At 33.4% G+C, this 11,854-nt stretch carries 12 protein-coding genes; 3 read left to right on the top strand and 9 right to left on the bottom strand.

Features of this window, described 5'->3' with window-relative positions:
• Nucleotides 1-89 precede the first annotated feature (89 nt).
• The 8 genes from Q0296_RS03295 to Q0296_RS03260 form a co-directional block, all read right to left on the bottom strand.
• On the bottom strand, nucleotides 90-1,304 hold the full coding sequence (locus Q0296_RS03295; RefSeq protein WP_298036491.1) for a hypothetical protein: 1,215 nt from the start codon (nucleotides 1,302-1,304) through the stop codon (nucleotides 90-92).
• Between the two features lie 48 nt (nucleotides 1,305-1,352).
• Nucleotides 1,353-2,618 carry a hypothetical protein gene (locus Q0296_RS03290; RefSeq protein ID WP_298036490.1) on the bottom strand — a complete coding sequence of 422 codons (1,266 nt, stop codon included), beginning with the start codon at nucleotides 2,616-2,618 and terminating at the stop codon, nucleotides 1,353-1,355.
• Nucleotides 2,566-3,690: a zonular occludens toxin domain-containing protein gene (locus Q0296_RS03285; protein WP_298036488.1), complete on the bottom strand. Its 1,125-nt coding sequence runs from the start codon at nucleotides 3,688-3,690 to the stop codon at nucleotides 2,566-2,568. Before Q0296_RS03285 ends, Q0296_RS03290 begins: the two co-directional genes overlap by 53 nt.
• Before the next feature lies 1 nt (nucleotide 3,691).
• Entirely contained in the window at nucleotides 3,692-4,138 is a 447-nt protein-coding gene (locus tag Q0296_RS03280; protein ID WP_298036487.1) for a hypothetical protein, read from the bottom strand.
• The gene (locus tag Q0296_RS03275) at nucleotides 4,135-6,276 is read right to left on the bottom strand and encodes a hypothetical protein (RefSeq protein ID WP_298036485.1); all 2,142 of its coding nucleotides are present in this window, start codon (nucleotides 6,274-6,276) and stop codon (nucleotides 4,135-4,137) included. The genes Q0296_RS03280 and Q0296_RS03275 overlap by 4 nt, the downstream gene beginning before the upstream one ends.
• 233 nt (nucleotides 6,277-6,509) lie before the next feature.
• Nucleotides 6,510-6,815, bottom strand: a complete 306-nt coding sequence (locus Q0296_RS03270) for a hypothetical protein (protein WP_298036483.1) — start codon at nucleotides 6,813-6,815, stop codon at nucleotides 6,510-6,512.
• 42 nt (nucleotides 6,816-6,857) lie between these two features.
• Nucleotides 6,858-7,079, bottom strand: coding sequence for a phosphonate transporter (locus tag Q0296_RS03265; protein ID WP_298036481.1), 222 nt, complete (start codon nucleotides 7,077-7,079; stop codon nucleotides 6,858-6,860).
• Nucleotides 7,080-7,203: 124 nt separating this feature from the next.
• Entirely contained in the window at nucleotides 7,204-7,533 is a 330-nt protein-coding gene (locus Q0296_RS03260; RefSeq protein ID WP_298036479.1) for a hypothetical protein, read from the bottom strand.
• A gap of 264 nt (nucleotides 7,534-7,797) precedes the next feature.
• On the opposite strand from Q0296_RS03260, the gene Q0296_RS03255 reads away from it, so the two are divergent.
• The 3 genes from Q0296_RS03255 to Q0296_RS03245 all read left to right on the top strand — a co-directional run bounded on the left by Q0296_RS03255 (nucleotide 7,798) and on the right by Q0296_RS03245 (nucleotide 9,917).
• Complete coding sequence (locus Q0296_RS03255) at nucleotides 7,798-8,034, top strand: hypothetical protein (protein ID WP_021088552.1); 237 nt, start codon at nucleotides 7,798-7,800, stop codon at nucleotides 8,032-8,034.
• Nucleotide 8,035: 1 nt separating this feature from the next.
• Nucleotides 8,036-8,488 (top strand): hypothetical protein, encoded by a 453-nt coding sequence (locus Q0296_RS03250; protein WP_298036476.1) that lies wholly within the window; start codon nucleotides 8,036-8,038, stop codon nucleotides 8,486-8,488.
• Nucleotides 8,489-8,666: 178 nt separating this feature from the next.
• Nucleotides 8,667-9,917: a phage integrase SAM-like domain-containing protein gene (locus tag Q0296_RS03245; RefSeq protein WP_298036471.1), complete on the top strand. Its 1,251-nt coding sequence runs from the start codon at nucleotides 8,667-8,669 to the stop codon at nucleotides 9,915-9,917.
• Nucleotides 9,918-10,143: 226 nt separating this feature from the next.
• On the opposite strand, the gene Q0296_RS03240 is transcribed toward Q0296_RS03245, so the two are convergent.
• Nucleotides 10,144-11,854, bottom strand: a 1,711-nt coding sequence (locus Q0296_RS03240; protein WP_298036470.1) for a hypothetical protein, incomplete at its 5' end; no start/stop codon positions are given.

Raw genomic sequence — 11,854 nt, 5'->3', positions numbered from 1 at the left:
CTTCAACATTAATGCCTAAGTCTAATTGTGGAAAAAAACAAAACGGATAACGAGAAAGATCAACTAATAAATTTTTCATAATATACTCCTTAAAACTCATTACAAATTAAACATCTATCTACAAAACTATCAATGTCAGGGGCATTTAGATCGTGCTTTTCGTGATAGTGTGTAAAGTTATCTAAATTACGATATAGCATTAAATTTTCAACGTAAGCCAAGTGTTGAACATTGAAATCACCACCTAGATTTTTATAATAATTGACTAGCTCATAATCTTTCATTCTGCTTACTGGCTTAGGTTTTTCATAGCTTTTAAAAAGCTCATCGCAAATTTTTAAAACTTGCTTTTGTTTTAGAATATTGCCAAAGCTCTTTATATCATCGCTTGCATCTTCATATCGTTTAATAGTATTGCTATCTTTAATAATCCTAGTTTTTTGCCAAAGATCGCCAAATTCATCAAATATTTTTAAAGGTTTCCTGGTATCAGGATCAACGACAACAGTAACCAAGCCCTTATTATAATTTTTAGTAAGAGATATTAGGTCAATACTGCCGTTTAGCTTTCTATAAATTTCAAGACTTATAAAAGTTTGCGACATAGTAAAACGCCTAATTTTATGCTTTAAATACCAGTAGCTAATATCGGTCAAATTATCTAAATCAGGATTTTGACGAAGATCATCAAGGGTTTTAAAAATATACTTCATAACATACGAAGTAGCATTTTTAATATCGGTTTCAACCCTGCTATGAGTGTCTAAAAAATTATCTTTAATAACTCGAACACAATCATTAAATTTTTCTTTTGGAACAAAAACAAGAAAATTTAAATGGCAAGTCCCATCTAAATGCGGCTCTTTCGTAGTTATGTAGCATCTTTTATCTGAAGCAATACCCCTAAAGCATCGAGAACCAATAATTTTTCTAACCAAAGCTTGAAGCCTGCTAGCACCTGCGCTAACGCTATGTTTATCGTCATCAATATACTTTTTATTATAAACAAGCTTTTTCCTGCCACTCTTAAGAGTTATAAGCTTTTGCTTATGATACTCGCTAGGCAAGGTAAAAACTGCGAAAATAGGGCGAAGCCCTTGACTTTGAGCATAATCATTAAGGCTAGCTACTCGGTTATTAAGTTCAGCAATATATCTATTAGAGTTATGCCAGCTAGAAAAGTAAAAATTAGAGTAAGGGACATACTCGCCATTTATCATAAAGAAATTACTATCAAGAAATTTCTTTTGATTTTCAAGCTTAGCTTTTAAAAAGATTTTATCAGTTTCACTAATACCATACATTTTGCACCTTCGTACACACTTATATTATATATAGCCAAGAGCGCACGCTCATTCCCCACTACGTGGGGCCCCTTTTGCGTTGCGCGCTGCGCTCGTCAAATAGCGCTCAAGAGCAAGATGCTTATCTGCTGGATCATAATAAAACTCTGAAAAAATATCTTTCTCAGATGGTAGCATAGTGATAAATATACTAAAGCTATAATCGCTAGTCTTTTCGCTTTTATACGTCGTTATATCGCCAAGAATAGGAATGTTTTCAATAAATGGAATAGTCTTTGTTGATTTGATCGTTTCTTTGCTATTAATACCGCCGATAAGAAAAGAATTTGTATCAGTAAGATATACATTTGTTTTTAGATGCCTGCTTGAAATTCTAGGGGTCAATGTATCATCAAGCAAATTTTCTATATATAGATCCAAAGTAAAACTAACACTATCATTAGTAATCAAGACACTTGAAATATAAAGCTTTAAACCAACATCTTGATATTCAACTTGGTTGGTAGTGATGCTTTGACTATTTTGAATATCGATTGATGATTTTTGAATAGGTGTTTTTATAACGCTCTCAATTACGCTATCTTTATTATCAATAACAGTAACTCTAGGATTATAGATCAGATCAGAAACGCCCTTTTCTTTAAGTAAATTTATAAGGCTAGTAACGCTATTTTTATCTACTTTAGTGCTATCAACAGTAAGAACATTAGTAATAATTTTAAAGTAGAAATGATCTAAAGGGCTTAAGATAGATTCTATACGTGGTCCAATCTCTTTAAGCTTTGTGTTATCTGTGCTAATAATAGTAAAGCTAAGCTGTCGTAATTGATAGCTAGTATCAAGCCCATTAATGAGATTATCAATAATCTTATACTGGCTTTCAGTAGTAATAAGCAATATCCTATCACTATAAACAGTGTATTTTATATTTTCACTAAACAAAGATAAGGCAGATAAAACATCTTCTTTGGATATATGCTTAAATTTTATTATGTAGTCTTTCAAAACTGGCTTATCTTCAACTTTTGGATTGTATATTAATAAAACGCTATCTTGAATAAGATAGTCAAGCCCATTAACATTTAAAATATCTTTAAGCAACTTAGAAAAAGTATCAGTATTGCTTAGATCAAGCGTAGGTAAAAATACATCAAAGTTAGTATCAACATTACCACTAATAACAATATTTTTACCAGTTATCGAACTAATCTCGCCCAAGAAATCGTTAAAAGTAATATTTCGATATTCTAAGGCAGATAAACTACTTGTGAGTAGGAAACATAGGACTAGAATCAGTTTTTGGAGATTTTTCATTTGCAAACCCTTGTGATGAATTTTCTAAGCTTTTTAAAACCCTTTCAAAATCTGCATGGCAAGAAACAAAGTAATCAATGTAGTTGCCTGACTTCTTATCTTGTAAGAATATATGGCAGTTTGAGAAAGAAAGAAGTTCTAAGAAGCTATCTAAAGATAAATCAATTGCGTAATTTCTAAATTTACAACCGCTTGGAAAGCAAGTTATCCTTAGATAGATTCTATTGTTATTAAAAATAGTGGTGTTTATATCTGAATTATCTACACTATTTGAAATTGTTTTAGGCTCTTTAGAATCAGAAGTATTTAAATCAACAAACCTAGTTTCTTGTTTAGTTGATTGAGCTGGCTCGTGCTTAGGCTCGAGAAATTTATAAATCAAATAAGAAAAAACTATGAAAGCTAATAAAAATAAAATCTTTTTAGTTGCATAGCTTTTATAAATTTCGTTAGAACCACTGCTATATAAATTTGATATTTTTTGATTAAACTTTAAATTCTCGGAATTAATAAGGTTATCATTTACCTGCGATGAAGTGCTATAAACTTTATACTTAAAAAGCTTGCTAAAAAGCCTTTTACCGCTAGGCTGAGCCATATACATTAATTCAGTATGAACTAAATACTCTCTATTTGTCTGACGCTTAGACTGGAAAAGAAAGATAATATCAATCCCAAAATGTCCGTGATAGCTCAAAAATCTACCCAAGCTATCATTAAACGTTTTAGTAAAGGTGTTATAAGCTTCATCAAGGACTATTAAACAATGATGATAATTTTCATATATGCCACTTTTTAAGGCATATTCATCATAATTATCTACATTATCTAAAAAGCCATTTTCATATTGAGAACTAAGGGTATATTCTTGACTAACCGCAGTAAGAAAATCATTTTTATCATATTGTTTTACAAAGCCATCAAAATGATCAAATTTTAAACCATTGATATTAGTATAAATAAATCTATACTTTGATTCGCCTTTTAAGTGCAATTCATATTCATCATTTATTAGATGAACTGCTTTATAGGTTTTCCCAGATCGCGGCGGACCAATAATTAAACTAAGCATTTTATCTACTCATTAAAGTTAATAGATCAGTTATGATCTTTGTCATATTCGCCCTAACATATAAGATAACCCTATAAAGCTGGAGAGCAAAGAAAAGGCTAAGAATAGATATAAACAAAGTCATAGCAGTAGAAAAAGCAGAAGCTAAGCCACTTTGATGCAAAAACTCCATAGCAGAGTTTAAAACAGTCTGGTTGGACAAACCGCCAAAAGAACCACTAACGCTAGAGCCATAATCAAACATTTTAGGGATATACTCCCTAAGTAAATTCCAAATTTTCATAATAAATAAAATGGCATATCCAGCAAAAGCTATAAGAAAAGCCACAAAAGAAGCATAAATAGGGACAATAAAAGCTAAAATTGTATTTCTTATGCCAATTTTTTTTACCAGGAATTCAATAAAATTTACAATAAAGCCACCAACCGCACCGATTAACCATTTCATGATTCACCACCTACCCTAAAGAGATATTTCAAAGAAAACATAATGATCTCAAAGCTAAACCAAATCGTGAAAAATAGAGTAAGAATAGACTTATAAGGAGCAACAAAACGACAAGGATCAATCTCAAATAAATTCTTAGTGTTACTACCAGGAGTTGGACCGCTAATACTAAAAGGACAAGTGCCTTTAGGAATATCAGGGCTATCAATACCTTTATTAATAATATCAAGCGACTCGTTAAAGTTATTCATTAAATTATCAATGTCGCCCTTAAAATTGTTAAGAAAATTAAAAGCATCATTAACAGACACATCAAATTTAGTAAGCTCGCTTTGTAAAGAAGCAAAAGAGGTAGCAGTATTAACATTAGGCTCATAATTCCATTGCTCTTGCTGTTGATTTTTAATAGAAGTCAAAGTATCGTTTATAGTATCAAGCTTAGCACCATTTCTATTTATAGCTTGCTCCAAAGAGCTTAAATCGATAGACTGGGTAGGCTGACTAGGAGTAGTCGTTGATGATGAACCGCCACTACTTGAACTAGATGAGCTACCAGATGAATTTGTTGATGTGCTATCTTTTGGAATAGAATTAGTAACCTTATTATCAGAAGTAATAGTATTAACATAACCAGTAGAAAATTTACTACTACCACTTGGGGTCTTATAAATATAAGAATAAGTTACATCTTGAACTTTAGAGCCACTTGGATTAGTAGTTTCAACAACATCAACATCGATAACGCTATTATCAGGAGTAACAATATTACCTTTATAAGTTGCTTTATTGCCAGCATTGCTAGTTTGCTTAATTGTCATGGGCAAATTTGGAGTAGGTTTATCAGAAGCCTTAAACATAGTATTTAAATCATAATCGAGATTTATATTTTTAACTTCATTAGGAACAGTTATCTCTTTTGTAGGGATAGGCTTAGACATATCCTTTAGCTTGGCAGTAACTATTGTATTATTCTCAAGTTTTGAAATGGAAGCATCTTTAGGCAAATCAAATTTTCTTAAATTTGGCGAAACGTCGGCAGTTGCTTGGGGCGATTTAACTATATTTGATGAAGCTGAAGCAGTGGCATCGAGCTTGCCAGTTTCTTTAAAAACGCTATTAAAAACAATTGCATTATCATCAACTGGATTAAGGTTAAAGACTGGCTCAGGACCTGAAACAGTAGCCTTAACATCAACTATTTGGGGGCGATATTCAAGTAAATTTAAATTAGCAGGCTTAGCACCACTAGAAAAAAGACCTTTTAAAAAAGAACCCAAAGAGCTAAGACCATTTTTAATAGCATTAATAGGCAATGGGATCATAAAACCGCCCATAATGAAAAGATCATTTTCAAGTTGTATTTCAGCCTTAAATCGCTTAACAGTTTCAGGAGCATAACAACCTTCAGGAAATTGCATACAAGTAGCCATTTCAGCACCACTAAGATTATCATAACAACCATCGTGAAATTGCCAACCCTTTTTTTCACAAGTAGGTTTATCTATTTTAGGATCAGGCAAGCACTCTTCAACTATTTTATCTCCTAAAAGAAGCTCTACCTTTCTTTCATTATAGATCATAGGCTTAGGACACCAATCAGGGCGTTTTATATCCGTCTCACATTTTTCAGTTTCAACATCCCAAGACTGACCAGATGGGCAAGCTGGGAAACATTTTTTTGAATTTATGCCAAAATTAGTCCCAGCAGGACAAGTAAGAATAATCTCAGCACTGACATATTTAATAGGATTATAAGAAATAACAGCGTTTCTTTCTTCTTCAGTAAATTCATAATATGAAACATTATTATAAGAATAAGCATATCTACCAGAAAAAGAAATATTTTCAATAATCAAATAAGCACCATAACCAGAAAAACTACCATAAACACCAGGTTTTCTTTTTTTTCCAAAATAATATAAATCACCCCAACTAGAAGGCTTTAAAGAAAGAATATAGTAAAACTCATTGTTAGGCTTATATTTTGCATATCTATAATTATCAAAAAATTCAACATCATCAGTTGTAAGATCACCAACAGGAAAATTATCATCATCAAAACCAAGCAAAATGTTTGATGAGAATGCAAAAGAGCTTAATAAGCTAAGCAGACAAAGAATTTTTAAAAAAAATTTCATACGAAATCCTTAAATAATTTTTATAAATAATATTTATTTCATATAAATTACTGACGCCCTACGGTTGTCGCTTCATTTTTATTCTGCGAAAAAAATGAAGTGTAAAACGCTTCGCGTGCTATAAAAAAACTACTTAACGAAAGAGAGAGCTATGACGTATATAAAAATAGGCACAAAAAAGAGAGCAAAAATACTTAAAAAATAGTTAAAAACATCATTATTCAAAACTTCGATCATCGTGTAGCTCCGACTATTATCAAACCAATAAGAAAAGAAAATGCTATAAGTATCGCAGAAAGACCCATTAAAAAATTAAATTGATATTCATATATACCTAAATTTGGAAGTAAATCATTTTTTTGAATGTAGCAAATATTAGTTTCAGTGTTAAATACATAGTTTGTTTGAAAATTAGAAAATGAGTAATCAGAAGTAGAAACGCTATCATCAAAATTCACTAAAAATAATTTTTTATCTTTTATGTAGAAATCTTTAACGCAGACATTTAAATTAGGGATATATATAGCATTTTCTTTCATTATTTAAACCTTGCAAGGGGGAGTTAAAGCCCCCCCTAATACTTACTTAATGAAGCCCTTAACTCTACGAGCAATCATAAAGATGAAAGCGACAGCGATAACGCCAGCAAATACGTAGTCAAATAAAGCATAGTCAGCTTTTAACGGCGTAGCTGGAACAGTTGGAGCATCTGCTGCAAAAAGAATAGGAGCTGTAAGCAATGTAGAGCTAACAGCAGCAACTTTAACCTTAGTAGATTCTAGAAAATTTTTAACTTTTTCCATATCTAACTCCTTTTTTAAAAATAGAGATCAATCTCTATAAAATTTAAAGAATAAACTTTGTAGAAATTGAGAAAGGCGGGAGAGTGGTTTGCTACTCACATTAAGGCATAGCCCCCGCTTTTAATTATTTAGACGACTTTGATGTTTCTTTCAAAAAAGGATTTTCATTGAAAACTTGAAAACTTAAAGTTTCATCAGGGAACATATATGCACCATTACGAGTATTTAAAAAGCGATATGGAACAGCTATGTATTTGCCTTTAACAGAATCAAATTTTGGCTTAAGAGAAAAGTCATAATTGATAGTTTCGGTTGATTTGACAAGATAGCCGTGTTGATCGCGACTTTCAAAAGTGATAGTTACGTCGATAGACGATGAAACTTCACCAGTTTTCTTGTCGATACGAGAAATCGGACGAACTTCGTCACAAAAACCTAAAAGATAAGTGTACATGTGTAGCTCCTTAAAAAATATTTGTTTGTAGCTAAGTATTTTAGGGGCAGAGCTACACCACCCCCAACAGTTTTACAACGTATTAAGGTTGTAACAAACAAGCCCCTAAACATCTCTACTCTGTTGCGGGCGGTAAGTTAAGTTATAAATTCATAAGATATTGCTAAAATCCTATTGCTTAATTAGAATTATTGCAATTTCTTAAAAGGAATTATTGCATAATAATTATAAAACAAATCTTAAATATTGGAATAATTTCAAGAAATGAACAAAAGAGAAGTAGCCGAATTTATCGGAAAAGATATAAAAACTATCTACAACTGGGAAAAAAATAACCCAAACCTATACAAAATACTAGAATTTTATTTTCAAAAAGAAAGTGAAATTAATCCAAAGCATAAAGAACTAATAGAACTATTTGATAAGTTAAGTGAGATAGAACAAGAATTTTACCTATCAGATATAAAGGCAAGAATACTTAAAAAAGAGATAGGCGGATAAAATGAGAATAATAACAACCCTATCGTTATTTTGCATATTTTTAATAGCTGATCCAATAGAAATACACGTAGAAAAAAACAAAAACCACAACAAATACATAAAAGATTTAAATTTAATAGGCGACTGGAACATACAAACGGAGAGATACTTTATAGATTTTATACTCACAGCAGGCAGTAACTGGGATATAAGTTTTGAAAAAAATCACGAAATTTTACTTGATAATCAACCAAGAGAAATGTTTTGGAAATACGACAACGAAAAAGGAAAAATAAGCATCTACAACAAAAAAGAAATAACCATATACGGCGGAGATGAAATAGTTTTAAAAGAATACATAGGAAATAAATGCTTTAAAGCAGAACTAAACAAAAACTACCAAATAAAAATGTGTAAAACAAAAGGAAAAATAGTAAATAACGTAAAAGACTTGATAAAAATAGAAATGAAATAAAGTATATAGTATTCAAATCCCTCTCTGTCCGCCACCAACACAATATTTTTCTTTCCAACTTCCCTAAATTTCGATGTTTTAACTGCATTTATTAGCAGATATTTTTGTCCTAATTTTCAGACAAATCAGCTTTGTTACAGAAAATTTGCACTTTTGTTACAGAAACTAGGATCATTCTATGAGCTCTAGATTGATCACTAAGGTTCCCAATAGACCAAATTTTTACTTTTTTGATACTGCTCTTAAAGATGGTAAAAAGCTAACTGTTAAATTTTGCCTTTTCACAAAAGATCTAGATGAGGCAGTAAGACTAGCAAATTCTATAAAAGCTGCAGCCAACGAAGCTCTTACTAAAAAGATAACCATGGCGCATACAAACTCTAAAAGTCTAAGAGCCTTGATAAACATTAAAAGGCAAAATGAGCGGTGCATTAAACAAAATGGCATATTTTTAGATGTTAGCGAATATAAAGAGCTCTCACAAGAGGTGATAGCTAAATTTTATAATCTAGTAGTGCCAGAAGTAAAGCTTGAAAACGAGCTCAAAACATTATTGGATGTATCTTTAAGTCCAAAAGAAACCTCGCCGATATCTTTTGAAGCAGTAGCTAAAAGATATGTGCAAACAGATTGTTTAAAGCTAAAATCCAGTGATAAAACAAAGGGCTATTATGTTAAAACTGGCAAGCTCTTGGATGAGTTTTTTAAAGATCATCAAGGTAAAGAGTTTAGCTACAGCGATGCCGAAAACTTTCAAACAACTCTTGCAAACAAAAAACTCAACAAAAAGACTATCAACAACTACACATCTTACTCAAAAAGGCTCTTTGACTATGCCATAAAGATGGGCAAGCTCACGACCAATCCTTTTAAAATGCTTACATCTTTTAAAATTTCAGCTGACGAGAAGTCACCGAAAGACAACTTTAGCCTAGATGAACTAAAAATAGTTTTTGCTACAAAAAGGCTTGATCTACGAAACTATATGATGTTTGCTCTTCATACCGGGCTAAGGTTTAATGAAATTTGGCAACTTGATAGCAAAAGTGTAGGCGAAGAAGATGGCATAAAATTTATAAATGTTAAGACTGCCAAGCAAAAAGGAGACGTTAGTAGATATAGGCAAATTCCGCTGCATAAGAATATTGAGCATTTGGGTGATTTGAAGTGGCTAGAGCAAATCAAGAAAGGAAAAGAGAGTAGTGATTATTTTGGAAAGCGCCTAAATAGGCATATCCACAAATCTATCCCAAATGCAAATGTTAGTTTTCACAGACTGCGTGGCAATTTTGCAAAAGCCATTAAAGACTATTGTTTGGAAAATTCTCTAGCAGACTTGACTTCAGTTCTCTTGGGACATAGCACAGACCTAGCAACTGATACATCAAAACTTATACTTGGTAGTAGCTGTAAAGTTATGCCTTATTGAAACTAATCATTTTAGTAAAACATCGCTTGCACGTTTTTCTATTAATGAAAAAAGCACTATGGGAAATTTCACTGAAGACGATCTGCCTTAGAAGAAAAAGGCATTGGCCCATAATCTATATATAAAATTAACTAGAAATTTAAGCTGATTGCCTATATAAATTTAGAAATTTTATAGACAAGCAAAGAGTTTTGGTCCAAAAGGTTTTCCTTTTAGACCAAATTTATTATAGAGTTACAACGACATCCTCTTTGATATCTACGCTTATCGTAGAGCCTGTTGCCGTGTATGTTTTGTAGCCATCATGTGAGCCAACCTCTGTAAAGCCGCCAGTTAGCGTTACTTTATCGCCATCTTCGCCGTCTATCTTAAGCTTATTGTTTCTAAAGATATCGTCTTTAGTTAGTGTGATGTTTAAATTTTTATCAGCTCCGCCAAGTTCAAGGTTTGTTATTTTCTCAACCTTACTAAAGTCCACAGAGCCGTCTTCTATGGTAAGTTTGCTAACTTTTGTGCCGTCGTTAGAGCCAACTACCTTACCATTTATAGTAGAGCCTGAAATTTCGATCTCACTATCGCCACCTTTAGTGCTGCCCTCCACATCACCTTTTACTGTGGCGTTTTCGATGATTATTTTGTTTTTATCAGAGTCTTGAGCTCCGCCATATACATCAGGGTTTTCACCACGACCGCCGCTTACATATTGATTTACAGTGGCTCCATCTAAAATTCTAATAGTATCAGCATCTTCGTTGCCCTCTACATACTCAGTCACAGTAGTGCCAGCACCTGTTACAGTTATGTCGTCATTGCCCCATCTACCAACTATGCCTTCAACCTTTGCTTGGTCGCTAACTAAGATAGTATCGTTGCCACCTCTGCCATTTATTGCGCTTGTGAATGTGCCAGCACCAGTTACAGTTATGGTGTCATCGCCCTCGTCTGCTTGGATAAGTCCAACATGAGCACCCTTTTCTGCCGTGATAGTATCAATGCCGTTTCCACCACCTATATTTTTTACACTAGTTCCTGCGCCGCTTATTTTTATGATGTCATTACCAGCGCCATTATCTGTTATATCCAGAGATGGATCTACCTGTTTTTCATGCATATCGTTTAAGGTTTTAGTATCGCCAAGCACCCAGCCATCTACCTTAGCACCGCCTTGAACTACTATCGTATCTTCGCCAGCGTTACCAAATACATTCTTGCTAACAACAGAGCTATTATCTATCGTTATAGTGTCTTTTCCGTCGTTTCCATATACGCTTTTAGCAACTTTTGAGCCATTATCTACATTTATAGTATCGTCGCCATCGTTGCCCACAACTATGCCAGTGATCGTAGTTTTGTTTAGATCAATCACGTCACCACCTGAGCCACCAGAGATGTTGCTAAGCTTTGCAGAATTTATACCTGAAATTTTATCAACACCAACGCCGCCGTAGACGTTATTGATCTGCGCATTATCTACAACTATATTATCTTTAAAATCTGAGCCAAAAACGTTTAGCTGTGCATTTGGAGCTACTATCTTTGCTACTGTGCCGTCGTCTGGGTAGTTGCCCTCGTTTGCGTTGCTCGTTACTGCTAGCTTTTTAGCCTCGTCTTGGCCGATAGCTAGCTGGCCGTCGTTGCTCACGTACCAGCCATTGTTATATGTAAATTCATTCACACCATCATCAGGCACTAAGTAGCTTCTGCCGTCAGCTTGCTTTTGTACGCTATATCCGCTAGGTATCTTTGTTGTAAATGCCTGTATCAGCTCAGCCGCTGGGTCCTCGCCCTTGTGAGCTGAGAGTGGGATTTTGATTATTCCATTTGGCTGTGGTGGCAATGGTGGTTGTGGCACTATGTTATCAGCAGCCGCGCCGTCACCTAAATTTTCACTTTGTCCGCCGCCAACTGAGCTAACAGGAGCTTCAAATGTAGCACCT

The organism is uncultured Campylobacter sp., assembly GCF_937890585.1.
Taxonomy (GTDB): Bacteria; Campylobacterota; Campylobacteria; order Campylobacterales; family Campylobacteraceae; genus Campylobacter_A.
Note: the sequence above shows the minus strand (reverse complement) of the source record. Positions and strands in the feature narration are given on the sequence as shown.